This is a genomic window from Streptomyces sp. NPDC002623, from assembly GCF_053592635.1.
Genome location: NZ_JBSFWB010000005.1, coordinates 56,752 through 79,990 on the forward strand (window position 1 = coordinate 56,752; position 23,239 = coordinate 79,990).

At 72.5% G+C, this 23,239-nt stretch carries 23 protein-coding genes; 5 read left to right on the plus strand and 18 right to left on the minus strand.

Annotated features, from left to right (window positions below; all coding sequences use genetic code 11):
* Window positions 1–18: 18 nt before the first annotated feature.
* Genes ACWD4O_RS10740 through ACWD4O_RS10750 form a run of 3 tightly spaced genes read right to left on the minus strand, consistent with a single transcriptional unit; the run spans window position 19 to window position 1,711 of the window.
* Window positions 19–477 (minus strand): PPOX class F420-dependent oxidoreductase, encoded by a 459-nt coding sequence (locus ACWD4O_RS10740; protein ID WP_451279433.1) that lies wholly within the window; start codon window positions 475–477, stop codon window positions 19–21.
* Between the two features lie 19 nt (window positions 478–496).
* Window positions 497–1,381 carry an NAD(P)-dependent oxidoreductase gene (locus ACWD4O_RS10745; protein WP_451279434.1) on the minus strand — a complete coding sequence of 295 codons (885 nt, stop codon included), beginning with the start codon at window positions 1,379–1,381 and terminating at the stop codon, window positions 497–499.
* A gap of 33 nt (window positions 1,382–1,414) precedes the next feature.
* On the minus strand, window positions 1,415–1,711 hold the full coding sequence (locus ACWD4O_RS10750) for a hypothetical protein (RefSeq protein ID WP_451279435.1): 297 nt from the start codon (window positions 1,709–1,711) through the stop codon (window positions 1,415–1,417).
* 168 nt (window positions 1,712–1,879) lie between these two features.
* Between ACWD4O_RS10750 and ACWD4O_RS10755 the strand changes: the two genes are divergently transcribed.
* The 3 genes from ACWD4O_RS10755 (at window position 1,880) to ACWD4O_RS10765 (ending at window position 3,025) form a co-directional block, all read left to right on the plus strand.
* The gene (locus ACWD4O_RS10755; protein ID WP_451279436.1) at window positions 1,880–2,146 is read left to right on the plus strand and encodes a LysR family transcriptional regulator; all 267 of its coding nucleotides are present in this window, start codon (window positions 1,880–1,882) and stop codon (window positions 2,144–2,146) included.
* Between the two features lie 27 nt (window positions 2,147–2,173).
* Window positions 2,174–2,359 carry a LysR substrate-binding domain-containing protein gene (locus ACWD4O_RS10760; RefSeq protein ID WP_451279437.1) on the plus strand — a complete coding sequence of 62 codons (186 nt, stop codon included), beginning with the start codon at window positions 2,174–2,176 and terminating at the stop codon, window positions 2,357–2,359.
* 141 nt (window positions 2,360–2,500) lie between these two features.
* Complete coding sequence (locus ACWD4O_RS10765; RefSeq protein ID WP_451279438.1) at window positions 2,501–3,025, plus strand: hypothetical protein; 525 nt, start codon at window positions 2,501–2,503, stop codon at window positions 3,023–3,025.
* A 25-nt stretch (window positions 3,026–3,050) separates the two neighbouring features.
* Here ACWD4O_RS10765 and ACWD4O_RS10770 read toward each other — a convergent pair whose 3' ends face one another.
* The gene (locus tag ACWD4O_RS10770) at window positions 3,051–4,295 is read right to left on the minus strand and encodes an ROK family protein (RefSeq protein ID WP_451279655.1); all 1,245 of its coding nucleotides are present in this window, start codon (window positions 4,293–4,295) and stop codon (window positions 3,051–3,053) included.
* Between the two features lie 231 nt (window positions 4,296–4,526).
* Here ACWD4O_RS10770 and ACWD4O_RS10775 point away from each other — a divergent pair, with 231 nt between their 5' ends.
* The gene (locus ACWD4O_RS10775; protein WP_451279656.1) at window positions 4,527–5,666 is read left to right on the plus strand and encodes a methyltransferase; all 1,140 of its coding nucleotides are present in this window, start codon (window positions 4,527–4,529) and stop codon (window positions 5,664–5,666) included.
* Here the strand turns inward: ACWD4O_RS10775 and ACWD4O_RS10780 are convergent.
* The 11 genes from ACWD4O_RS10780 to ACWD4O_RS10830 all read right to left on the minus strand — a co-directional run bounded on the left by ACWD4O_RS10780 (window position 5,653) and on the right by ACWD4O_RS10830 (window position 17,754).
* Window positions 5,653–6,495: a class II fructose-bisphosphate aldolase gene (locus ACWD4O_RS10780; RefSeq protein WP_451279439.1), complete on the minus strand. Its 843-nt coding sequence runs from the start codon at window positions 6,493–6,495 to the stop codon at window positions 5,653–5,655. The two genes, ACWD4O_RS10775 and ACWD4O_RS10780, sit on opposite strands and share 14 nt — an antisense overlap.
* A 60-nt stretch (window positions 6,496–6,555) precedes the next feature.
* Complete coding sequence (locus ACWD4O_RS10785) at window positions 6,556–7,437, minus strand: SIS domain-containing protein (protein ID WP_451279440.1); 882 nt, start codon at window positions 7,435–7,437, stop codon at window positions 6,556–6,558.
* Between the two features lie 10 nt (window positions 7,438–7,447).
* Window positions 7,448–7,786, minus strand: a complete 339-nt coding sequence (locus ACWD4O_RS10790) for a DUF2218 domain-containing protein (RefSeq protein WP_451279441.1) — start codon at window positions 7,784–7,786, stop codon at window positions 7,448–7,450.
* A 39-nt stretch (window positions 7,787–7,825) separates the two neighbouring features.
* Window positions 7,826–10,171, minus strand: coding sequence for an MFS transporter (locus tag ACWD4O_RS10795; protein WP_451279442.1), 2,346 nt, complete (start codon window positions 10,169–10,171; stop codon window positions 7,826–7,828).
* Between the two features lie 161 nt (window positions 10,172–10,332).
* A complete protein-coding gene (gene htpG, locus ACWD4O_RS10800; RefSeq protein ID WP_451279443.1) occupies window positions 10,333–12,267 on the minus strand; it encodes a molecular chaperone HtpG in 1,935 nt (644 codons plus the stop codon).
* Window positions 12,268–12,378: 111 nt separating this feature from the next.
* Window positions 12,379–13,239: a hypothetical protein gene (locus ACWD4O_RS10805; RefSeq protein ID WP_451279444.1), complete on the minus strand. Its 861-nt coding sequence runs from the start codon at window positions 13,237–13,239 to the stop codon at window positions 12,379–12,381.
* Between the two features lie 90 nt (window positions 13,240–13,329).
* Window positions 13,330–13,917, minus strand: a complete 588-nt coding sequence (locus ACWD4O_RS10810; protein WP_451279445.1) for a hypothetical protein — start codon at window positions 13,915–13,917, stop codon at window positions 13,330–13,332.
* A gap of 83 nt (window positions 13,918–14,000) precedes the next feature.
* Window positions 14,001–15,284: an NAD(P)/FAD-dependent oxidoreductase gene (locus ACWD4O_RS10815; protein ID WP_451279446.1), complete on the minus strand. Its 1,284-nt coding sequence runs from the start codon at window positions 15,282–15,284 to the stop codon at window positions 14,001–14,003.
* Window positions 15,281–16,075, minus strand: a complete 795-nt coding sequence (locus tag ACWD4O_RS10820) for an amino acid ABC transporter ATP-binding protein (protein ID WP_451279447.1) — start codon at window positions 16,073–16,075, stop codon at window positions 15,281–15,283. The genes ACWD4O_RS10815 and ACWD4O_RS10820 overlap by 4 nt, the downstream gene beginning before the upstream one ends.
* Window positions 16,072–16,839, minus strand: a complete 768-nt coding sequence (locus ACWD4O_RS10825; RefSeq protein WP_451279448.1) for an amino acid ABC transporter permease — start codon at window positions 16,837–16,839, stop codon at window positions 16,072–16,074. Before ACWD4O_RS10825 ends, ACWD4O_RS10820 begins: the two co-directional genes overlap by 4 nt.
* 9 nt (window positions 16,840–16,848) lie before the next feature.
* Window positions 16,849–17,754 (minus strand): substrate-binding periplasmic protein, encoded by a 906-nt coding sequence (locus ACWD4O_RS10830; protein WP_451279449.1) that lies wholly within the window; start codon window positions 17,752–17,754, stop codon window positions 16,849–16,851.
* Window positions 17,755–18,049: 295 nt separating this feature from the next.
* On the opposite strand from ACWD4O_RS10830, the gene ACWD4O_RS10835 reads away from it, so the two are divergent.
* Complete coding sequence (locus ACWD4O_RS10835; protein ID WP_451279450.1) at window positions 18,050–19,228, plus strand: CdaR family transcriptional regulator; 1,179 nt, start codon at window positions 18,050–18,052, stop codon at window positions 19,226–19,228.
* Between the two features lie 39 nt (window positions 19,229–19,267).
* On the opposite strand, the gene ACWD4O_RS10840 is transcribed toward ACWD4O_RS10835, so the two are convergent.
* The 3 genes from ACWD4O_RS10840 to eboE form a co-directional block, all read right to left on the minus strand.
* A complete protein-coding gene (locus tag ACWD4O_RS10840) occupies window positions 19,268–20,458 on the minus strand; it encodes a cytochrome P450 (RefSeq protein ID WP_451279451.1) in 1,191 nt (396 codons plus the stop codon).
* Window positions 20,459–20,543: 85 nt separating this feature from the next.
* Complete coding sequence (locus ACWD4O_RS10845; RefSeq protein WP_451279452.1) at window positions 20,544–21,920, minus strand: alkaline phosphatase family protein; 1,377 nt, start codon at window positions 21,918–21,920, stop codon at window positions 20,544–20,546.
* Window positions 21,917–23,236 (minus strand): metabolite traffic protein EboE, encoded by a 1,320-nt coding sequence (eboE, locus tag ACWD4O_RS10850; protein WP_451279453.1) that lies wholly within the window; start codon window positions 23,234–23,236, stop codon window positions 21,917–21,919. The genes ACWD4O_RS10845 and eboE overlap by 4 nt, the downstream gene beginning before the upstream one ends.
* Window positions 23,237–23,239 lie beyond the last annotated feature (3 nt).

Sequence of the window (23,239 nt, forward strand, 5' to 3'; positions counted from 1 at the left end):
TTCGCGGCCGCGGCGGACTCAGGTGGACGACTGGTCGCTGTCCTTCATCGCGCCCCAGCCGTGCCAGCGGTCGACCTCGATCCAGGCGCTGAACCGGGAGCGGACCCGGTCGGGGTAGGGCTTGCCGATGGTGGGGGTCCCCCCGGCCGAGCGAAGCCGAGGCTGGGGGAGGGTGGAGAGGCGGTCGATGTCGGCCAGGCCCTCGTCCTCGTGCATCTCGACCACCCGGCCGATGAGGGTCACATGGGTGTACCAGTCGCCGCCGTCGAGGACGGTCAGGGTCACGCGCGGGTCGCGCCGCAGGTGCTTCAGCCGGACCCGGCCCTCGTCCAGGCTGATCAGGACGCGGCCGTCCTCCCAGACGTACCAGGTGGGGGCGGAGACGGGGGTTCCGTCGGAGCGCAGGGTCGCCATCACGCAGGGGTTGGGGCGGCTCAGCAGCTCGACGGCCTCGGGCGGAAGCGGCGGCTTGGACATGTGCTCTCTCCTGTCGGGTTCAGGCCTTGTCGTCGAAGCTGGCGAAATAGGCGGCCGCCATGTCCTCGTCGCCGTGGCCCTGAGCGGCGGCCCGCTCCAGACGCTCGGCGCTCGCGGCCGCCACATCGAGCCGGACGCCGCCACGGGCCCCGGCCTCGACGATCAGCCGCGCGTCCTTCGCGGCCGTCGTCACCGCGAACTGGGCGGGCGAGAGCCGCCCGTCGAGGATCAGGCCGGTCTTCGCCTTCAGGTACCCCATGTCGAGCGGACCGCCCGCGATCAGCTCGAAGAACGCGTCCGGGTCGACGTCGAGGGACTGGGACAGGGCGAGGACCTCGCCCGCCGCGGCGGTGGCCGCGATGACCCAGCTGTTGGCCACCAGCTTCAGCCGGGTGGCGCTGCCCGCGCCGCCGTCCTCGTCGGTCCACACCGTGCGCGCGCCGACCGCGTCCAGGACGGGCGCCACCGCGTCCCGGCTCGCCGTCGGGCCCGCCGCCAGCACGGTCAGCTGACCGGCCTCGGCGGGCTGACGGGTGCCGAGGACCGGCGCGTCGAAGAAGACGAGGCCGTGTGCGCGGGCGAAGGCGGCCAGGTCGCCGACGGATTCGATCCCGGCGGTCGTGGACTGCAGCCAGGCCGTGCCGGCCCGCAGGGCCGGAGCGGCCTCGCGCATGACGTCCAGGGTGGCGGGGCCGTCGTAGAGCATGGTCAGGACGACGTCCGCGCCCTCGACCGCCTGGGCAGGGGTGTCGACGACGTGCGCGCCGTCGGCGGTGAGCGGCTCGGCCTTGGCCCGGCTGCGGTTCCAGGCGCGTACGGTGTGGCCGGCCCGGGCCACGTTGCGGGCCATCGCGGCGCCCATGATGCCGGTGCCCAGGACGCTCACGGTGAGCTTGTCGGTCATGACGTCAACTCCCTGATCAGTCGCGGTACGAGACTACTTGGACGCGGCGCCGATCAGGCCGTCCAGCCACGCCTGGTGGCCGTTGAGCATGGGATTCGGCCGCTCCTGCGGCGTGCCGTCCTGCTTCGCCGTCCCCGACAGCCGGCCGGGAACGCCGTCGCCGGGTGCCTCGAACTCCACCACGTGGGCGGCCAGGGGCGGGAAGCCGAAGGTGCCGAAACTGAACTGCGCGGCGGTGAGGCCCTTGACGATCATCTCGTTGGAGACGAAGTTGTCGCCGGTGCCGGGCAGGTACTTCTCGGGCCAGTCGATCGCGTTCTGCGCGGTCATCGGAAGGTCCCTCCGTGGAGTGGTGGAGTGGTGGAGTGGTTGGAGAGTGGGTGGAGTGGTTGGAGCAGGTGCGGTAGGTGCGGTGATGCGCGCCGCCGCCGGGCGACGTCCTCGACGGTAGGGCCCACGCCCATCGGGAAGAACCGGACGCTCGACATCGCCGAGGCCGTGGCGGGCGGCGGCAGGCAGCTCCCGACGCACGCCGACCTCAATCTGCTGCGCACCTTCCTGGCCGTGTACCGCTCCGGCTCGTTCACGGCGGCCGCCCCACAGCTGGGGCTGTCGCAGCCCACCGTGACCGCCCAGATCCGCACCCTGGAGCAGCAGTCCGGGCGCGAGCTGTTCACCCGGCTGCCCCGGGGCGTGGAGCCGACGCCGCCGGCGCACGAGCTCGCGGAGCAGGTCGCCGCGCCGCTGGACGCCCTGGCCGCTTAACAGCTCACCGCGCGGGCGGCGGTCACGGTGCCGAATCTGTACGCGGTGCTGTCGGCGGTCAGCGCGGGCGCCGGCTACAGCGTCCTGCCGCACTCCCTGTGCCAGGAGTACCTGGACGCGGGACGCCTGGCCCTCCTCCTCGCGCCCGAGGAGCCCCGCTCAACACCCTGTTCCTCGTCCAGCGCCCCGGCTCCGACGCCAACCCCGACGTGAACCGGGTCCGCGACCGGCTGCGGACGGCGGCGCGGGGCTGGTAGCCGACGTATCGTCCTGCGCCCGGGTTGTTATGCCCGCGACATGTTCGGCGCTCGTACCGGAGTCCAGGATGGAGCCCTGACCGAAGGGGGTGCGCTCATGGGTGTTCGGATTCGGTATGCCGCCGCAGCCTGCGCCGGTGCCACGGTGCTGGCCTCGTTGACCGGCTGCGGGCCCCCCGGGGCGGGCGTCACGGGCGTCACGGTGACGGCGGACGGCCGACCGGTCGGCGTGCTGATGGTCTGTCACGACCACATCGACGGGGCCACGTTGTACGCCGACGGCCCTGGGGACGACACGGAGGACGTGGCGACGTGGAGCCGCGCCGAGCCCGTCACCGGATTCGTCAGCTGGCCGATGGACGCCGCCGGCGAGGGCTGGAGCGTCGACAGGGCGATGCCGGCCGCCCTCGAACGGCAGCGCACGTACACCCTGTACGGCTGGACCGAGGACAACTCCTGGTCGACGGCCCATGTGTCCTTCGACCTCACCCGGCTGGCCGGGCTGACACCGGGCCAGGTGCGCTACTTCGCGGGCGACGATGTGAAGGGCGCCGACGCCGACGGCAACCGGACCGCCGCGTCGGTCGCGGAGTTCCGCACCGCCGCGTGCGACGACGCCTGAGCGCGTGCGCCGCGTGCGCCGGGCCTCATACGAGGCTCAGCGCCCCCAGCGGATCGTCCAGCACCGGCTGCCACGCCAACTCCGCGGCTCCGACGAGGCTGTTGTGGTCGAGCGAGCAGGCGAGGATCGGGACGCCGCCGCTGCGGCCCCACAGGCTGCGGTCGGTGACGACCGCGCGGAGCCGGTCGGGGTCGGCGTCGAGGAGGGTGCGGTGCAGGCCGCCGAGGATGATGCGGTCGGGGTTGAGGAGGTTCACCAGACCGGCGAGGCCCAGGCCGAGCCGGTCGATCAGCGCTTCGGCGGCCGTGCGCACGACCGGGTCGCCGTACTCCTCGAGGAGCAGCTGGTCGGCCTGCTGGAGCAGGGAGCCCTCGGGCCCGGGCTCACGGCCGGCGGTGGTGAGCAGGGCGAGCGGGTCGGCCTCGACGTCGAGACAGCCACGGCTGCCGCAGTGGCAGGGGCGGCCCTCGGGGTTGACGGTGAGATGGCCGACTTCGAGGGCTAGGCCCGAACTGCCGGTGTGCAGACGGCCGTCCAGCACCAGCGCGCCGCCGACGCCCCGGTGCCCGGTGGCCACGCACAGCAGATCGCGGGCGCCGCGTCCGGCGCCGTGCCGGTGTTCGGCGAGGGCGGCGAGGTTGACGTCGTTGGCCGCGAACGCGGGGCCGGCGATGCCGGCGGCACGGATCCGCTCGGCGAAGATCTCCCGCACGGGCGCGCCCACCGGCCAGGCCAGGTGCAGGGGGTTGAGCGCCAGCCCCTCGGGCTCGGTGACCGCGGACGGTACGGCGAGTCCGGCGCCCACGCAGCGCCGGCCGGTCTGCCGCAGCAGCTCCGCACCGGCGTCGACGGTCGCGCCGAGGACCTTGGCGGGGTCGGCGTCGACGGCCTCACAACTGGGCGTGGTGGCGATGATCCGGCCGCCGAGGCCGACCAGCGCGGCCCTGAATCCATCGGCGTGGACCTGGGCGGCGAGCGCCACCGGGCCGTCCTGCGCGACTTCGAGCCGATGAGAGGGGCGGCCCTGCGAACCGGCGGCCGCGCCGGGCCGTGCGTCGACCCGGATGAGCCCGAGCGCCTCCAGCTCCGCGGCGACCGCGCCGGCTGTCGCACGGGTGACGCCGAGTTCGGCGGTGAGCACCGCACGGGTGGGCGCCCGCCCGGTGTGCACGAGCTCCAACGCGGGCCCGAGCGCACCGCGCCCCCGGTCCAGCCGCGCCCTCGAGGTGGTTCCTTCCCCCGCCGACCGGGGGTCCGCCTTGCCGCTCATGAGGGCGAGTCTCCCATGATCCCTTCCTCGGGCGACGGCGGGGAAGCCACTGGCCCGCAGGGTGACGTTCAGCCGCCCCGCGAGGCCCGGCCCGGCCGCCACCGTGCCCGGCGCCACCTGCGCACGGTCCCGGGGAAACCGCCCGGTGTCCCTGCGCCCGTCCCCCTCGATGACTCGGACACTGGGCCTGAGCTGCGGTTCGGCTAGCCTTGACTCACGATGAACGACCCTTTGACGACGCCGTGGGGCGAGGTCTCGCTGGCCCGCCACCCCGAGGATCCGCGCGACAGACTGCGTGCCTGGGACGCCTCCGACGCGTACCTGCTCAGACACCTCGCCGCCCAGGACACGCCGCTGACCGGCACGGTGGTGGTGCTCGGCGACCGCTGGGGCGCGCTGGTCACGGCGCTCGCGGCGCACCGCCCGACGCAGATCACCGACTCCTGGCTGGGGCAGGAGGCGACCCGGACGAACCTGGCGCGGGCCGGTGTCGAGACCGGCTCCGTCCGGCTGCTCACCACCCAGGACCCGGTCCCGGAGCGGATCGACGTGCTGCTGATCAGGGTGCCCAAGAGCCTCGCGCTCCTGGAGGACCAGCTGCTGCGGCTGGCGCCCGCCGTGCACGCGGAGACGGTGGTCGTCGGCGCGGGCATGGTGAAGGAGATCCACACCTCGACGCTGAGACTGTTCGAGCGGATCCTGGGGCCGACCCGGACCTCGCTGGCCGAGCAGAAGGCCCGGCTGATCCTGTGCACCCCGGATCCGGCGCTGAAGCCCCCCACCAATCCGTGGCCGCATGTCTACGACCTCCCCGCCGACCTCGGGGGCACGCTCCCGGGCCGTCCCGTCGTCAACCACGCGGGCGTGTTCTGCGCCGAGCGGCTGGACATCGGCACCCGGTTCTTCCTCGGGCGGCTGCCGAGGACCGGCGGCCCGCAGCGGGTCGTCGACCTGGGCTGCGGCAACGGGATCGTCGGTACGGCGGTGGCGCTGGCCAATCCGGAGGCGGAGGTGCTGTTCACGGACGAGTCGTTCCAGGCGGTGGCGTCGGCGGAGGCCACGTACAAGGCGAACGGGGTGCCGGGGCAGGCCGAGTTCCGGGTCGGGGACGGGTTGGCGGGGGTGGCGGACGACAGTGTGGACCTCGTGCTGAACAACCCGCCGTTCCACTCGCACCAGGCCACCACCGACGCGACGGCCTGGCGGATGTTCACCGGGGCCCGGCGGGCGCTGCGGCCGGGCGGCGAGCTGTGGGTGGTGGGCAACCGGCACCTGAGCTATCACGTGAAGCTGAAGCGACTGTTCGGCAACTGTGAACTGGTCGCCGGCGACCCGAAGTTCGTGGTGCTGAAGGCGGTCAGACAAGAGTGAGCCCCACGCCGGTGACGATCCGCTCGACCGTTCGCGCCATGGCCTCCCGTCCGGCGCTCAGATAGCTGCGTGCGTCGACGGCGTCCGGATGCCTGTCGAAGTGGTCGCGGATCGCGCCGGTCATGGCCTGGTTGAGCGCGGTGCCGATGTTGACCTTGGTGATGCCGCCGGCGACGGCGGCCGTCAGTTCGCCGTCGGGGACTCCGGAGGAGCCGTGCAGGACGAGGGGCACGTCCAGGGCGGTGCTGAGCCGTTCGAGCAGGGCGTGGTCGAGTGCGGCGGTGCGGGCGGTCATCGCGTGGACGCTGCCGATGGCCACGGCCAGGGCGTCCACGCCCGACTCCGCGACGAACGCGCGGGCCTCGGCCGGGTCGGTGCGGGCCCCGGGCGCGTGCGGGCCCTTGCCGCCGATCTCCCCCAACTCGGCCTCGATCCACAGCCCTTGGGCGTGCGCCCGGTCGACGGCGGTGCGGGTCGCGGCGAGGTTCTCGGCGTACGGCAGCCGGGAGGCGTCGTACATGACCGAACTGAACCCGGCGTCGGCCGCCTGACCGAGCAGGGCGGCGCTCTGCACATGGTCGAGGTGCAACGCGACCGGCACGGCGGCCCGTTCGGCGGCCGCGGTGGCGGCACGGGCGAGCGGCAGCAGACGACCCTGCCGGAACTTGACGGCGTTCTCGCTGACCTGGAGGACGACGGACGCGCCGGCGGACTCGGCCCCCGCGATGACGGCCTCGACGTGCTCCAGCGTGATGATGTTGAAGGCGGCGACGGCGGTACGGGCCGCGTGGGCTCGGGTGACCAGCTCGCCGGTCGTGGTGAGAGGCACGGCCACTCCTCTTCGGCTCGTGAGGTCTTCGGCTCGTGAGGTCTTCGGCTCGTCAGGAGTTCAGGGCGCGAGGATCACCGAGCGGGTGAGGTGGCGCGGCCGGTCCGGATCGAGGCCGCGTGCTGCCGCCACGGCCACGGCGAGGCGCTGGGCGCGGACCAGTTCGGCGAGCGGGTCCAGTCGGCCCGGGACCCACAACGCGCCGGTGGCGCGCACCTGTCGAGCCAGGCCTTCGGGCGCGTCGCCGAACATCCAGGTCGCCGTGCCTGCGGTGCTGATGCTGATGGGGCCGTGCCGGTACTCCATCGCGGGATAGGCCTCGGTCCAGGACAGCGATGCCTCGCGCATCTTCAGCGCGGCCTCGTTCGCCAGGCCGACGCTCCAGCCGTCTCCCAGGAACGTGAACTGTCCGCAGTCCACGAGCCCTTCGGGCAGCGGCTCGGCGAGCGCGATGCGGGCGTCGGCGACGACGGCGTCGGTGTGCAGTCCCAGGTGCGCGCGGAGCAGGGTGAACGCGGTGGTCGCGAACCGGGTCTGCACGACGGAGCGTTCGTCGGCGTGGTCCAGGACGACGACATGGTCGGCGGCCTGCATGACCGGGGTGTGCGGGTCGGCGGTGATCGCGGTCGTGCGGGTGTGTCCGCGCAGCCGGCCGAGCAGGTCGAGGATCTCGGTGGTGGTGCCGGAGCGGGTCAGGGCGACGACCCGGTCGTAGCGGCGGCCGTGCGGGAACTCCGAGGCGGCGAAGGCGTCCGTCTCGCCGTGCCCCGCGCCCTCGCGCAGGGCCGCCGCGGCCTGGGCCATGAACCAGGAGGTGCCGCAGCCGACCAGCGCGACCCGCTCCCCCGGCGTCGGCAACTCCCCGGCGTGCCGCACGGCTTCGGCCGCGGCGCGGGTCCAGCACTCGGGCTGGGCTGTCAGTTCGTCCTCGATGTGGGTCATGTCCCGCCTCTCACGACGTCGCTTGTTCGCCGCCGCCGCGCTGGGTGCTGCCGGGCTCGCCGTCGTCCCGCCGCCATTGCACGACGAGTTCGTCGCGGGTGCCGAAGCGGACCAGATGGCGGCCGATCACGTCCTCGAGGCGGTCCAGGTGTTCGGTGTCGGTCTCCAGGGCGAGCAGGAGGGCGCCGTCGACGGCGGTGAGGGTGCCGGCGCCCTGTGCGAAGGCGATCCGGCCGACCCCCTTCTCCTCGTCCCAGACCGCCTCGGCGCGGCGGCCGAGGTGGGCGGCGAGCTGCTTGGCGTAGCGGTGTGGGCGGTCGGTGGCGACGCGGGCTTCGGAAAGGGCCATCGGACGGTCTCCTCGGTGCGCGCGGGTGCAGCGGGTGAACTACTCGGCCAGGTGGGCGAGCTCGATGTCGTGGTCGTCCAGGTCGCCGCCGCCGAGGCTGATGCCGGCCGCCCGGGGCGGGTAGCCGGTGGCGATGACCGTGTACGGGCCGGTGTCCAGGTCGGAGAAGGCGTAGGCCCCGTCGCTCCCGGTCGTGGTGGTCGCCACCACGTTACCGGCGGCGTCCACCAGGGTGACCCGGGCGTCGCCCAGCGGAGCGCCCGCGCCGCGTACCGTGCCGCGCACCTGTGCGCCGGGCCGCAGCTCGACGTCGACCCGGGTGACGCCGGTGGCGCCGATCTTCACGGGCAGGGCCAGCGGCCGGTGCTTGGGCGAGCTGACCGCGAGGGTCATGGGGCCCGGCACCAGGTCGGCGACGGAGAACTCGCCTGTGCCGTCGGTCTGGGTGGTGGCCAGCACATCGCCGCGGACGTCCGTGAGGATGACCACCGCCCCGGCCACCGGCGCGCCGCCGTCCGCGGACCGCACCGCGCCGACGAGCCCGCCGGCGCAGCTGAGCAGCACGTCGTGGGTCAGCGGCGTCGCCCCGACCACGACGGTCGTCGCCTGCGGCTGGTGGCTGTCGGCGGAGGCGATGAGCACGTAGGTGCCCTCACCGGGCGCTTCGACGGCGTAGGAGCCGTCGGTCTCGGCGGCCGCGCGGCTCAACTGTCGTCCGCCCAGGGAGATCAGCGTGACGGCGGCGCCGCCCACCGGTGCGCCCTCGGCGCCCCGGACCTGCCCGCGCACCGGGTGCCCGCCGCCGGCCGGACCGTCGTCGGTGAGGCCCGGGACGGTCGCGACGAGCTCCGCGACGGCGCGGGCCAGCGGCACGGCGACCGCCGCGCCCACGGCCCCTCCGTCCGGTGCCGCGACGACCGGCCCGGCGGTGACCGGTTCCGCGACGGTCACGGCGTCCGTGCCCGCCGTCGGCTGCCGTGGGATGAACGCGGCGACGACGAGGGCGAGGACCGCCGCGCCGGAGCCGACGGCCATGACCACCTTGAAGCCGTTCTCCGAGGGCAGGGCGGCCGTCCCGAAAGCGGTCGTCATCTGGGCCAGGATCACGCCGGCGACGGCGCTGGCGGTGGAGGTGCCGATGGATCGCATCAGGGTGTTGAGGCTGTTGGCGGCGGCCGTCTCGGCGGGGTCCACGGCGGCCATGATGAGCGCGGGCATGGCCCCGTAGGCGAAGCCGACGCCGGCGCCGATGACGCAGGACACCAGGACGAGCTGCCACACCTCGTCCATCAGCACGATGTTGAGGCCGTACCCGGCGGCGACGACGACCGCGCCGAGCATCAGGGTGACCTTCGGGCCCCGCGCCTTCGAGACCAGCGCGGAGAGGGGCGCGGTGGCCATCATCACCAGGCCCGTGGGGGCCATGACCAGACCGGCGGTCAGCAGCGACTTGCCCAGACCGTAGCCCGTCGCCTCAGGCAACTGCAGGAGCTGAGGGAGGACCAGGGACATCGCGAACATCGAGAAGCCGAAGGCCAGCGAGGCGAGGTTGGTCACCAGCACCTGGCGGCGGGCGGTGGTCCGCAGGTCCACCAGGGGTTCCTTGACGCGCAGTTCGAACAGACCCCACAGGAGCAGCACGACGACCGCGGCGGCGAAGAGCCCGAGGGTGGTGGCGCTGCCCCAGCCCCAGTCGGCCCCCTTGGAGATCGCGAGCAGCAGACAGATCAGCCCGGTCGCCATGCCGAGGGCGCCGGCCAGGTCGAAGCGCCCGCCGGTGCGCACCTGAGACTCCGGCACGAACAGCGGGACGAGCACGAGAGCGACCGCGCCGAGGGCGGCCGACGTCCAGAACAGCATGTGCCAGTCGAAGTGGTCCACGATGAGCGCGGCGGCGGGCAGGCCGAGGGCGCCGCCGACGCCGAGGGAGGCGCTCATCAGGGCGGTGGCCGAGCCGAGCCGCTCGGCGGGCAGTTCGTCGCGCATGATGCTGATGCCGAGCGGGATGACCCCGGAGGCGAGTCCTTGCAGGGCCCGGCCGACGATCATCGGGGTGAGCTCGTCGCTGAGGGCGGCCGTGACCGATCCGGCGATCAGCACCAGGAGGCTGACCAGCAGCATGCGGCGCTTGCCGTACATGTCGCCGAGCCGTCCCGTGACGGGGGTGGCGACGGCGGCCGCGAGCAGGGTGGCGGTGATCGCCCAGGCGGTGTCCGAGGCCGGGGCGTCCAGCAGTTTCGGCAGCTCCGGGACGATCGGGATCACCAGGGTCTGCATCAGCGAGACGACGATGCCGCCGAAGGCCAGCACCGCCACGACGAGGTCGGCCCGCGGCGCGACGGACCTCTCCCCCGGCTCCGCTGACCTGGGGTGTGCGTGGGACATGGGTCGGGCCTCCGTGGGGGGATGCGGTCCTGCACGACTGCCCGACATCGTATGCGCGCTTGATTTACTCAAGCAACTAGTACTTTCGGTGTGCGGCGCGTGAAGAAACCGGGCAGACGGCTCCTGCCCGGTCCCCCACGGCGATGACCGCGTCGCCCTTGCTACAGCGCGCGCTCCAGGTGGTCCGCCACCAGCTTCACGAACCGGCCGGGCTCCTTCGGCCGCCCGCCCTCGGCGAGGACCGCCAGACCGTGCAGCAGCTCGGCGGTCTCGGCGAGCCCCGCCCGGTCCTCACGCTCCTTGTAGGCCTGGTTCAAGCCCTTCACCAGCACATGCTCGGGGTTCAGTTCGAGGATCCGCCGGGCGGGCGGCACCTCCTGCCCCATCGCCCGGTACATGTTCTCCAGCGCCGGGGTGAGGTCGTTCGCGTCGGAGACGATGCAGGCCGGGGACACGGTGAGACGGGAGGACAGCCGCACCTCCTTCACCTCCTCGCCCAGGTTCTCCTTCATCCAGCCGAGCAGAGCGGCGTACTCCTCGCCCTGCTTCTCCCGCTCGCCCTCGGTCTTCTCGCCGTCCTCCCCGCCGAGGTCGACCTCGCCCTTGGCGACGGACCGCAGCGGCCTGCCCTCGAACTCGCCCACCGCGTCGACCCACACCTCGTCGACCGGGTCGGTGAGCAGCAGGACCTCGACGCCCTTGGCGCGGAACGCCTCCATGTGCGGGGAGTTCTCGATCGCCTGCCGGGACTCTCCGGTGAGGTAGTAGACGGCGTCCTGTCCGTCCTTCAGCCGCTCGACATAGCTCTTCAGCGTCGTCGGCTCGTCCTCGCTGTGCGTGGTCGCGAACGAGGAGACCGCGAGGAGGGCGTCGCGGTTGTCGGAGTCGCTGAGCAGCCCTTCCTTCAGGACCGCGCCGAACTCCCGCCAGAACGTGGCGTAGCGGTCGGGGGCCGCGGTCATCATGTCCTTGACCGTCGAGACGACCTTCTTGGTGAGCCGGCGCTGCATCATCCGGATGTGCCGGTCCTGCTGGAGGATCTCCCGGGAGACGTTCAGCGAGAGATCCGCCGCGTCGACCACGCCCTTGACGAAGCGGAGGTACGACGGCAGCAGCGCCTCGCAGTCGTCCATGATGAAGACGCGCTTCACATACAGCTGGACACCGCGCTTGTAGCCCTGGTTGTACAGGTCGTGCGGGGCGTGCGAGGGCACGAACAGCAGCGCCTGGTACTCGAAGGTGCCCTCCGCCTGGAGCCGGACGGTCTCCAGCGGTTCGCGCCAGTCGTGGCTGATGTGCTTGTACAGCTCGTGGTACTCGTCGTCGGACACCTCGTCGCGCGAGCGCGCCCACAGCGCCTTCATCGAGTTCAGCGTCTCGGGCTCGGGCGCGGGCGTGTCGTCGGCGTCGTCGGAGCCGTCCGCGTCGGCCTTCTTCCCGGCCTTCTTCGGGACGGTCCTGATCGGCCAGGTGATGAAGTCCGAGTACCGCTTGACGATCTCCTTGATCGTCCACGGCGAGGTGTAGTCCTGCAGCTTGTCCTCGTCGTCCGCCGGCTTGAGGTGCAGCGTGACGGAAGTCCCCTGGGGCGCGTCCTCGACGGTCTCCAGGGTGTACGTGCCCTCCCCGCGCGACGACCATCGGGTGCCCTTGCTCTCGCCGGCCCGCCGGGTCACCAGGGTCATCTCGTCGGCGACCATGAAGCCGGAGTAGAAGCCGACGCCGAACTGCCCGATGAGCCCCTCGGCCCCACCCTCCTCCTGGGCCTCGCGCAGCTCCTGCGCGAACTTCGCCGTGCCCGAGTTGGCGATCGTGCCGATGAGCCGGCCGACCTCGTCGTACGACATCCCGATGCCGTTGTCCCGCACGATCAGGGTGCGGGCCTCGAGGTCGGTCTCGATCTCGATGTGCAGGTCGGACACGTCCGCGTCGGGTGCGTCGTCCCGCAGCGCGGCGAGGCGCAACTTGTCCAGCGCGTCGGACGCGTTGGAGACGAGCTCGCGGAGAAAGACGTCCTTGTTCGAGTAGACCGAATGGATCATCAGCTGCAACAGCTGACGGGCCTCTACCTGGAACTCAAACGTTTCGGTCGACATGATGCGCGTATCCCTCACAGGTTCCGGAGTCTCCTGGACTGGCGACAGCCACTGTAAGACACCAAGTCAGCCCGCACCGCTCGCTGTTCGAGCCCGCGGCGTCGGCGGGCGTCAGCGCAGCAGCGCGCCGCGCACGGTCAGGCCGTATCCGACGCGCAGCCGACGCAGTTCCCACAGGGCCACCGCGCTGACCGAGAGGGGCGCGCCGAGCGTCAGCGCGATCCGCAGCGGGCCCGGCACGCCCTCGTACGCCCCGGTGAGCAGGTCGATCAGCGCCATCTCCCAGACGAGCACCAGTGCGAGCAACGGCGGGACCGTCTCGTGGATGTCCGCCGTGCGGAAGACGTGCGCCAGGGACATGCCGACTCCGTAGACGACGAACGGCAGGACCCAGCAGAGCGTGAACAGCGTGCCGACGACGGTGACCGTCGACATCACGGGGTTCGTGGCGAACCGCCCCTCGGCGAAGCCGGTGAGCACGGACGCCGGGAACACCGCGACGCCGGCGATGATCGCCACGATCGAGCCGAACGGCTTGGCCGCCCGCCGCAGCAACTCCTGCCTGGCGGGAGGCCGGGCCACGCCGATCAGCACGCCGACGACCACCGGGAAGGTCACCGAGAGCACGAGGACGTTGATCCAGGACTGGTCGGCGCGGTCGTCGGCGAAGTCCCCCACGGAGTCGACGAGTCTGTAGGAGACCATCACCCACACCACCGCGCCCAGTCCGACGAGGGTGCGGATCCGCTGCATTCGGGCGACCACGGGATCGTCGACCCGGCCGGGCCGTGACGGCCGGAACACCTTGCGCCCGACCGCGACGGGGTTGACGATGCGCCACAGACTGCGGACCGGTCCCGTGTGCGGCACGGGCGGCGGCATGGGCGGCGGAGCCGGATGCGGGCTGTAGGGACCGTAGGGGTGGTACGGGTCGTGCGGCGGCCGACCGCCCTGCTGGTTCCAGGCATTCATGGAATTTCGGCTCCCCCGAGTCGCGGCTGATCCGACGATGCGACGCGGAGCCTAGTGGTCCGATCGGCGTATGTCGGAGATGCGCGGAAATCAGCGCGGAATCTCCTCCACCTCCGCGAAGCCTCCGGTTCGGGTCCAGCCGAGCCGGGTCAGCGACTCGGTGGAGCCCCTGGTGAAGAGCAGGCGTCGCGAGTCGCCGCCGCCCTCGGCGGTGACCTTCGTCCAGCCGTCGAAGCTCCTGGTGAGGTTCGTGTCCCAGCGGGCGAGGTCGGTCGTGCCGACCGCCGCGATCGACTCCGTCGGCGGTTCGCCGTCGTAGCAGTAGACGCCCCAGTCCGCGATGACGGCGACGGTGCCGTCGAACTCCTCGAGGGTGAGGCTCTGGCACCGGTCCGTCGCCGTCGCGTACACGACGTTCGGCGCGCTCCACGCCGTCGAGTCCGCGTCCCGGTGCCGCTCGACGAGCCCGCGTCCGGCGACGTACGCCATGCCCACACGCCGACCGTCGGACAGCTCGATCTCCTCGTCGAAGCGAGGGGCCGCCGCCGGTGTGCCCGACGTGACGCCGGTCGCGGTGGGGGCGGCCGTCCCGCCGCCGCCCGCCGGTCCGCCGCAGGCCACCGCGACGCCCACCGCCAACGCCGCCCCGGCCAGGGCCCGCAGCCGATCTCCACTCATGCGCATTCCCCCATGTTCCCCCGCCGGACCGCACATCATGGTCACACCGTTTGCGCGGTGACGGGTGTGAGTGCCCCGCCCGCTCAGCTGCGGAGTCGGTCGAAGCGGAAGGGGGCGAGGGATGCGGGGCGGCGGCCGGTCAGGACGTACTCGGTGAGCTCGTGGCCGGTGGCGGGGCCGAGCGTGACCCCGAGCATGCCGTGTCCGGTGGCCGCGAACGCGTTGACGTGGCCCGGAAGCCGGTCGACGACCGGGAGCCCGTCGGGGAGGAAGGGCCGGCCGCCGACCCAGGGGTCACGGATCAGACCGACCAGATCGTCCGGGTCGTCGAACCAGCGGCCCAGGTAGTGCCGGCTCGCGAGGGCCACGGCGACGACCCGACGCCAGTCGAGGCGGTTGTTGTTGCCGCTCAACTCCATCGTCCCGCCGATCCGGGTGGTGCCGCCGATCGGCGAGGCGACGGCCCTGCGTTCGCCGAAGTACAGGGTGTGCCGGGGCGCGGGGTCCAGCTCCACCGAGAAGCTGTAGCCCTTGCCCGCCTGCAACGGCAGCCGGATGCCCAGCGTGCCGAGCAGCCGGGCGGAGCGCATGCCGGCCGCGACGACGACGGCCGCGCAGGGAATCTCGCCCTGGGCGGTGCGCAGCGCGGTCACCCGCCCGCCCAAGACGCGGAACCCCAGGGCCTCGACGTGTTCGTGGACCTTCACCCCCGAGGCGGCGAGAGTCCCGCCGAGGCCGCGGGCGAACGCCTCCGGGTCCACCACGCCCTCCCCCTCGACGAGGTACGACGCGCGCACCCCTCCCGACAGGGCGTCGTCCAGCAGCCGGGCCTCGTCGCCGGTGACGACCTCGTCGGGCAGCGGGTAGCGGCCGTCGGCCATCTCCCGCTGCACGGCGAGATGGTGGCGGGCCTCGGCCGGTGACAGGAACGCGTGCACCATGCCCGGACGGGTCAGGGTCGTCTCGACGCCGGCCTCGCGCAGGCCGTCGAAGAGGTCGAACGTGGTGCGGTTCAGCTCGGCGATCGCCGCGTAGCCGCGCCGGAAGGCGGCCGGGGTACTGCTGCGCCAGAACCGCCACAACCACCGTACGAACGCCGGGTCGGGCAGGGGCCGTAGGTAGAGGGGCGAGTCCGGACGGCCCAGTGAGCGCAGCGCGTACCGTACGACGCCGGGCGCGGGGACCGGCGTCGAGTGGCTGAGGCAGACCCAGCCGGCGTTGCCGCGGGAGGCCCCGGAGCCCAGGCCGCCGCGTTCGACGACCTCCACGGCGAGGCCCGCGCGGGCCAGGTAGTAGGCGGTGCACAGGCCCACGACCCCGCCGCCGACCACCACGACCGGGCTGCCGCCGTCCAGTGCGGCGGTCATGACGCGGGCCCGTACGAGGCGAGGAACTCCCGGGTGCGGGCCTCGGCGGGGCGGTCGAGGACGTCCTGCGGTCGGCCCTCCTCGACGATCCGGCCGCCGTCGACGAAGACGACGTGGTCGGACACCTCGCGGGCGAAGGACAGTTCATGGGTGACCAGCAGCATCGTCATGCCGTCCGCGGCCAGTTCCCGCATCACGGCCAGGACCTCCCGGGTCGCCTCCGGGTCGAGGGAGGAGGTGGGTTCGTCGAAGAGCAGCACCTCCGGTCTGAGCGCGAGCGCGCGGGCGATGGCGACCCGCTGCTGTTCCCCGCCGGAGAGCTGCTCGGGCCGGGCGAGGCCGCGGTGGGCGACGCCGACCCGGCGCAGCAGCGTGACGGCCCGTTCCAGCGCCTCGCGTTCCGGGACGCCCGCCTTGCGCTGCGCCAGGAAGACGTTCTCCACGGCGGTGAGGTGCGGGAAGAGATGGAACCGCTGGAAGACCATGCCGACGGTACGGCGCAGCCGGGGCAGGTCGCGGCAGAGCGTCCGACCGCCCTGGTGCACGACTTCGCCGGCGACCTCGACCGTGCCCCGGTCCGGCCGCTCCAGCAGGTTGACGCAGCGCATCAGGGTGGTCTTGCCGCCGCCGCTCTGCCCTATGACGCTCACGATGCGCCCGCGGCCGACCTCCAGGTTCACCTGGTCGAGCACCGGGCGGCCGTCGAAGGACTTGCTGAGCCCCTCGATGCGCACGACGGCGTCAGAGGGTGCGGGGGTGACGGTCGGGGTGGTGGTGACGGGCTCGGTCATACCCCTGCCTCCTTCCGGTGCGCCGCCCGTTCGAGGTCCGCGCCGACGTCGGCGGCGAGGAGTTCCCTCGCCGTCCGTACGCGCCGGCGTCGCCACGGGGACAGCGGGACGCCCGCCCGGACCTTCCGCTCCAGCAGCAACAGGAGCTGGGAGAGCGGGTAGCACAGGGCGAAGTAGAGGGCGGAGATGACCAGGTAGACCTCCAGCGCCCGGAACGTCGTCGACGTGATGAGCCGGCCCTCCGACATCAGCTCCGCGGCGGAGACGGTGACGAGCAGCGAGGTGGACTTGAGCAGGTCGACCAGCATGGTGTTGGTGCCGGGCAGCGCCTGCCGGACGGCCTGGGGCAGGACGACATGGACGAAGATGCCCACCCGGGCCATGCCGAGCGCCTCCCCCGCCTCGGTCTGTCCGGCGTGCACCCCGCTGATGGCGGAGCGGAAGATCTCAGACAGATAGGCGGCGTAGAAGACGACGAGGCTGAGGCAGCCTGCCGTGAACACGTCCAGCCGGATCCCGGCCGAGGCGAGGCCGAAATAGGTCAGGAAGATGATGGCCAGCAGCGGGACGTTCTTGAAGATCTCGGTGTAGACGGCGGCGACGGCCCGCGCGGGCCATGTCCTGCTCAGCCGGAGCAGGGCCACGACCAGACCGAGAAGGACCGCTCCGACGAAGCTGACCACCGTGTAGGAGACGGTGCGGCCCAGTGCGTCGACCAGCTCGGGCCGGTAGTCGGACCAGGGGACTTGGAAGAGGCCGGACATGTCATCCCCTCACTGTCCGATGGACGGCGGCGTCCAGCTGCCGGGCCGGTCCACTCCGCGGCGCGCGGTGGCGACGTCGGGGCCCGGCTTGAGGAACTGCTCGGGGTCGCCGCCGTACTTCGCGACGAGCCTGGCCATCTCGCCGTCGGTGTACATGGCGTCGATCTGCGCGGAGATCGCCTGCTCCAGCTTCGTGGCCTGCTTGGGGAGGTAGAAGCCGGTCTGGTACGGCTGGAAGTAGGCGTAAGCGGGCTTCGCCTTGACCTCGAGGGCGGTCGGCGGGGTCAGATACTCGGTGCTGATCTTCAGCTCGGGGCGCTGCTTCTGCGCCGCGATGATGATCAGCGGGTCGAGGAAGCCGACGTCGATCCGGCCCGCGCCGAGGTCGTCGAAGACGCCGGTGGCGTCGGGGTAGGCGTGCAGCTCGGCCCCGGGGACGGACTGGATGGACTTGACCCAGACATAGCCCTCGACGGTGCCGAGGTCGAGGCCCCGGAGGTCGTCCACGGTCTTGTAGGTCTTACCGCTGCGGACGGCCATCGCCGGCGGCGAGTAGTAGGGCGGGTCGGTGAACAGCCCCTGTTTCTGCCGGTCGGCGGACCAGGCGACACCGCCGACGGTGATGTCCACCCGGCGGGACTGCACTCCGGCGAGCATCCCGGCGAAGTCGGTGACCTGCGGTTTCACCGTCAGGCCCAGCTTCTTGGCCACATAGGTGAGGATGTCGCCGTCCAGTCCGACGATCTTGCCGCCCTCGACGGTGGTGTACGGGGCGTACGGCTGCACGGCCACCTTGATGACGCCGGGCGTGAGCGTGCCCAGGGCGGCGGTCTTCGCGGAGACGTTCTTCGGAGCGTCGTCGCCGTCGTCGGAGCCGCAGGCGGCGACCGAGGAGAACAGGAGGAGTGCGGACAATACGGATACGAGGGAACGCGGGGAACGCAGGGAACGCATACGGGTCATCGGCCTGGGCCTTCCGTAGGGCGCTGAAGGGACCCGCCGTTCACCGCGATGTGACCCCCGGCGGGGAAGTGATGGGGCCATACGCTAGAGATCCGTCTGCCACGAGTCACCGTTCACTTCGTACGAAGTTATGGCTGATATCGCTCGCTCCCCTGTACGGTGCGTCCAGCCACAGCCCCACCACAGCCCCCACCACAGCCCCTGCCAGGCCGCCGTCACGGCCCCGGTCGCGTCGGGAGGAGCGCCGATGCTGAGCCCGTCACTCGCACAGGAGATCGCCGGGGACACCTCGGCCGTCATCGGCTTCAACGTGCTGATCACCGATGCGGAGGGCATGGTCATCGGCAGCGGCGACAGCAGCCGGGTCGGCACCTTCCACGAGGCCTCGGTCGACGTCGTCCGCACGCAGGAACCGGCCACCCACAGCGCCTCGCAGGCCCAGCGGCTGCGCGGGGTGCGCCCGGGGATGACCCTGCCGCTGGTCAGCGGCGGCCGGGCGGTGGGGACCGTCGGGATCACCGGCACCCCCGCCCAGGTGCGCCGGTTCGGACTGCTGGTGAAGCGCCAGACGGAGATCCTGCTCAGGGAGTCCGTGATGCTGCGCTCCCGGCTGCTCGCGGAGCGGGCGGCCGAGAAACTCCTCGCCGACATCGCCGCCTACGATCCCCAGGTCGTCGAGGGCGACTTCCTGGTGTTCCGGGCCGCCGAACTCGGCTTCGACCTACGGTTGCCGAGGGTCGCGGTGGCCTTCGAGGTGACCGTGCCCGACACGGCGGCCCGGGGCCGGGGCGCGCCCACCCAGGACATGGCGCTGATCCGCTCGGAACTGCTGCGCACCGTCCGCGAGGTGTTCGCCGACCCCCAGGACATCGTGGCCGGCACGGCCCCCGGCTGGATCGGCGTCCTGCACCGGCTGCCCGCCCGACGTCCGACCGGGTCCCTGGCGGCCGACTGCCGGCGGGTGGTCGACGTCATCGCCGCGCAGGACGGTCTCTCGGCCCGCGCGGGCATCGGCGAGCCGGCCACCTCCGTGGGCGGTCTGCACGACTCCTACCAGGACGCGTGCGACGCCCTCCGGCTGGGCGGCCGCCCCTCGGACGGCTCCCCCGTCCATCTCATCGCCGACCTGAGGGTGCATCAGGTCCTGGCCACGGTGAGCCAGTCCGCCCGCACCCGACTGCTCGACCGCACCACCGCGGACCTGCGCGCCCAGCCGGACTGGCCGGCGCTGCGCGACACGATCACCGCCTGGTGCGAGAGCGGCTTCAACCTCGTACGGGCCTCCGCCGCCCTGCACATCCACCGCAACACGGTCGTCTACCGGATGCACAAGATCGAGCAGATCACCGGCCGCCCGCTGCGCGACCACCGGGCCACCATGGCGCTCTACCTCGCCTGTCTGGCCGACCGGTCGGGCGGTGGGTGAGCCGCGCTCGTGGCGCGCGGCGCACCCACCGCCGGTCCCTCACCAGGCCACCGGCAGCTCCCGCACTCCGTGCACCGCGCGCCCCTCGAACGCGAACTCCTCGGCCGGGCCGGTCGCCCGTAGCTCGGGCAGCCGTCGGAACAGCGTCGGCAGCGCGATCTGGAGCTCGGCCCGGGCCAGCGACTGGCCGAGGCAGTGGTGCAGACCGTGGCCGAAAGCGAGGTGCTGTCCGGCGTCCCGGGTGATGTCGAGCGTGTCCGGGTCCGCGAAGACCGCGGGATCCCGGTTGGCCGCCTGGAGCGCGACGACCACGCCTTCACCGGCCCGGACGGTGACGCCGCCGACCTCGACGTCCTCGGTGGCGATCCGGCGCATCCCGATGTGGACGACGGTCAGATACCGCAGCAGCTCCTCCACCGCGCCCGGCACAAGGCCGTCGTCGGCGCGCAGCGCGGCCAGTTGGTCCGGGTGCCGCAGCAGCGCGACCACGCCCAGGGAGAGCATGCTCGCGGTCGTCTCGTGCCCGGCGATGAGCAGTTGGACGAGCATGCCGGCCGCTTCCGCCGGGGTGGCCTCACCGGTGGCGACGCGTTCCGTGGCGAGCTTGCTCATCAGGTCGTCGCCCGGCTCGCCCGCCTTGGCGGCCAGCAGTTCCTGGAGGTAGCCGAAGAGCGCCCCCCAGCCGGCCCGCATCGCCTCCGGTCCGGCCGAGACGGTGGCGAAGGCGGCGGCCTGCCGGTGGATGAAGTCCCGGTCCGCGTACGGCACTCCGAGCAGTTCACAGATGACGAGGAGGGGCAGCGGCAGGGTGAAGTGCTCGACGAGGTCGGCGGGTTGCTGCTGTTTGACGAGGCCGTCGAGGAGTTCGTCGGTGATCTTCCGGATGGCCGGGCGCAGTTGCTCGACCCTGCGGAAGGTGAACTCGGGGATGAGCATGCGGCGCAGCCGGGTGTGGTCCGGCGGGTCCATGGCGAACAGCTGGCCGGGGGTGCGCGGCGGCGGGGTCGGCTGCAGCCCGGGGAACCCCGGCCGGATGTTCTCCGAGCTGAAGCGCGCGTCGCTGAGGACGGCCCGGGCGTCCTCATTGCGGGTGACCAGCCAGGGGTGGAGGTCGCCCCAGAGGCTGATCCGGGTCAGCGGCCGTTCCCTGACCCAACGCCCGTACTCGGCGGCGGGATCGAGGAGGGGGCGGTGCTGGGGCAGGGGCGGCGGGGTGTCCGTCGAGTTCATGGTGGGGGGGCTCCGGTGGTGAGGGGGACCGGCGGTCAGTGGGCTCCGGTGCTCAGGGACTCCGGTGGTCAGGGGGCTCCGGCGGTCACGGGGAGCTGAGGCCGGCCAGGGCGAGGAGGAGGTCCTTGACCTCCGTGGCGTCGATCTCGCCCCGCGCCAGGTCGGGCCGCGAGCACAGCAGGACGGGGCTGTCATGCGGATCCTGCGGCAGTCGGCCGTGGCTGCCGCGCACCCCGGAGGGATCCAGGGGGACCGTTCTGATGCGGTAGCGCAGACCGGCCTTCTTGCGGGCGACCTGGCCGATGGCGCGGGCCTTCACACCGGGCACGGTGGGGTCGTAGAGGAGTTCGGCCGGGTCGTAGCCGGGCTTGCGGTGGATCTCGACCTGGCGGGCGAAGTCCGGGGCGCGGTCGTCGTCGAGCCAGTAGTAGTAGGTGAACCAGGCGTCCGACTCCGCGACGGCGACCAGTTCCCCCGAGCGTTCGTGGTCCAGGCCGTGGGCGGCCTTGCCCTTGGCGTCCAACACCTCGTCCACGCCGTCCAGTTCGGCCACGATCTTCGCGACCCGCTCGAGGTCCGCCGGGTCCCGTACGTACACATGGGCGACCTGGTGGTCGGCGACGGCGAAGGCGCGGGACGTCCAGGGGTCGAGATACTCCATGCCGTCCTGGGTGTGGACTTCGAGCAGCCCGGCCCGGCGCAGCGCACGGTTGACGTCGACCGGCCGGGAGGCGGGCGCGATGCCGTACTCGCTGAGGATCACGACCGTGGCGTCCTCGCTGCGGAAGTGGTCGAGCAGCGGGCGCAGGGCGTCGTCGAGCCGCTTCGCCTCACGGGCGGACTGTGCCGAGTCCGGGCCGGAACGCTGAGGTTCGTAGTCCAGGTGCGGTACGTAGACCAGGGTCAGGTCGGGGCTGTGCTCGTCGAAGATCTGGCGGGCGGCGGCCAGGATCCACTGGCTGGAGGGCATCCCCGCGTTGGGGCCCCAGTAGGTGAACAGCGGGAACGGGCCGAGCCTGTCCGTGAGTTCGTCGTGCAGGGCGGGCGGCCAGGTGTAGCAGTCGGGTTCCTTGCGGCCGTCGGAGTAGTAGACCGGGCGCGGGGTGACGGTGAGGTCGACGTCGGCTCCCATGGCGTACCACCAGCAGACGTTGGCGACCTTGTAGTCGGGGTCGGTCCGGCGCGCCGTGTCCCACAGCTTCTCCCCGCCGACCAGCGCGTTGTGCTGCCGCCACAGCAGGACTTCCCCCAGGTCACGGAAGTACCAGCCGTTGCCGACGATGCCGTGCTCGGTGGGCGGCACGCCGGTGAGGAGGGTGGACTGCACCGAGCAGGTGACGGCGGGCAGCACGGGGTTGAGCCGGGCCTGGAAGCCCTGTGCGGCGACGGCCGAGACGGCGGGCATGTGGCGCAGCATGCGGGGGGTGAGGCCGACGATGTCGAGGACGACCAGTCTCGTCACGAGACAGGCTCCTTTCGCGGAGGTTCGGTGCTCGGGGGTGTGGTGCGTGCGGGAGGTGCGGTGAGTGCAGTGCGCGTGGGGGATGCGGTGGGTGCGGTGCGTGCAGTGGGCAGGGTGGGTGCGGTGCGTGTGGTGGGCGCTGCGCGTGCGGTGGGCGCTCGGGTCAGGCCGAGTTCCTCGAACCGGTCGCGGGTCCAGGCCAGTTCGGCGGCCAGGCCCGCGACGAGCCCCTCCCGGTCGTGCGGCCGCACCTGTTCGGGCAGGACCGACCAGGTGTAGGTCTCGACCTCGATGTGATCGCACACCGCATCCGGACCGCCCAACAACTCCCTTAGCGCGGTGGTCAGTTCGGGTGCCGTGGTGCGCAACGGCGGTTCGGGCTCGGCATGCAGCGGGGCGTGGAAGTGCACCCGCCAGGCAGAGGAGGGGTCCAGGCCTCCGGCGAGGGCTTCCGGCAGGTCGTCGACGCCGGTGACGACGCCCTGCGGGGCGGTGCGGGTCTGGTGCAGGAAGCGGGGTTCGGCGAACCGGGCCAGCGCCGCCCGCGCCTCGGGGTCCGCGGGGTCGTCGGCCTGGAGCGCGCTGGACGCCTGGACCTTCACGACCGGCAGCCCGGCGTCGGCGAGGCGGCGCAGCGCCTGGGCCGGTTCCTCGAACTGGACGGCGAGATGGCAGGTGTCCAGGCAGACGCCGAGCCGCTCCGGGTCCAGCCCGCCGAGTTCCCGGGCCGCCTGGACGGTGTTCTCCACCACGCATCCGGGTTCGGGCTCGAAGCCGACCCGGATCGTGCGGCCGGTCTCCCGCTCCAACTCGGCGAGCTCTCCCGCCAGTTCGTCCAGGGCACGGCGGGCCGTGTCACGGGCGGCCGTCGGCCACGGGGTGCGCCAGGCCAGGGGCAGGGTCGAGACGCTGCCACGCCGGGCGTCCTCGGGGAGCAGTGCCGCGAGCACCCGGGCGCAGTCGACGGTGTAGCGCAGGCGGGCGGGGTCGGTCCAGTCGGGGCGGTAGACGTCCTTCTTGACGACCTCGCGGTGGAAACCGCCGTAGGGGAAGGCGTTGAGGGTGACGGTCTCCAGCCCGCGGGCGGCCAGTTCGGCGCGCAGTCGGCGTACGGCGTCGGGCCGGGCGGTCAGCTCGGCCACGACGTCATGGGCCAGCCAGAGGCCGATGCCGAGCAGGTCGACGCCGAGGGCCTCCCGTACGGGCTCGGCGTACGCGGCGAGCTGGTCCACCACTCCGTCGAGGTCCTCGGCCTGATGGACGTTGCTGCAGTAGGCGAGATGGACGGTCTGGCCGTCGGGGTGTCGGAAGCGCACCGC

Coding starts and splice junctions, on each gene's coding strand:
- ACWD4O_RS10785 (WP_451279440.1), bottom strand. CDS start 7,437: ATGACCCACATCGAGGACGAACTGACAGCCCAGCCCGAGTGCTGGACC.
- ACWD4O_RS10840 (WP_451279451.1), bottom strand. CDS start 20,458: ATGAACTCGACGGACACCCCGCCGCCCCTGCCCCAGCACCGCCCCCTC.
- ACWD4O_RS10825 (WP_451279448.1), bottom strand. CDS start 16,839: ATGTCCGGCCTCTTCCAAGTCCCCTGGTCCGACTACCGGCCCGAGCTG.
- ACWD4O_RS10835 (WP_451279450.1), top strand. CDS start 18,050: ATGCTGAGCCCGTCACTCGCACAGGAGATCGCCGGGGACACCTCGGCC.
- ACWD4O_RS10770 (WP_451279655.1), bottom strand. CDS start 4,295: ATGAGCGGCAAGGCGGACCCCCGGTCGGCGGGGGAAGGAACCACCTCG.
- ACWD4O_RS10750 (WP_451279435.1), bottom strand. CDS start 1,711: ATGACCGCGCAGAACGCGATCGACTGGCCCGAGAAGTACCTGCCCGGC.
- ACWD4O_RS10745 (WP_451279434.1), bottom strand. CDS start 1,381: ATGACCGACAAGCTCACCGTGAGCGTCCTGGGCACCGGCATCATGGGC.
- ACWD4O_RS10815 (WP_451279446.1), bottom strand. CDS start 15,284: ATGACCGCCGCACTGGACGGCGGCAGCCCGGTCGTGGTGGTCGGCGGC.
- ACWD4O_RS10810 (WP_451279445.1), bottom strand. CDS start 13,917: ATGAGTGGAGATCGGCTGCGGGCCCTGGCCGGGGCGGCGTTGGCGGTG.
- ACWD4O_RS10740 (WP_451279433.1), bottom strand. CDS start 477: ATGTCCAAGCCGCCGCTTCCGCCCGAGGCCGTCGAGCTGCTGAGCCGC.
- ACWD4O_RS10805 (WP_451279444.1), bottom strand. CDS start 13,239: ATGAATGCCTGGAACCAGCAGGGCGGTCGGCCGCCGCACGACCCGTAC.
- ACWD4O_RS10795 (WP_451279442.1), bottom strand. CDS start 10,171: ATGTCCCACGCACACCCCAGGTCAGCGGAGCCGGGGGAGAGGTCCGTC.
- htpG (WP_451279443.1), bottom strand. CDS start 12,267: ATGTCGACCGAAACGTTTGAGTTCCAGGTAGAGGCCCGTCAGCTGTTG.
- ACWD4O_RS10765 (WP_451279438.1), top strand. CDS start 2,501: ATGGGTGTTCGGATTCGGTATGCCGCCGCAGCCTGCGCCGGTGCCACG.
- ACWD4O_RS10790 (WP_451279441.1), bottom strand. CDS start 7,786: ATGGCCCTTTCCGAAGCCCGCGTCGCCACCGACCGCCCACACCGCTAC.
- ACWD4O_RS10820 (WP_451279447.1), bottom strand. CDS start 16,075: ATGACCGAGCCCGTCACCACCACCCCGACCGTCACCCCCGCACCCTCT.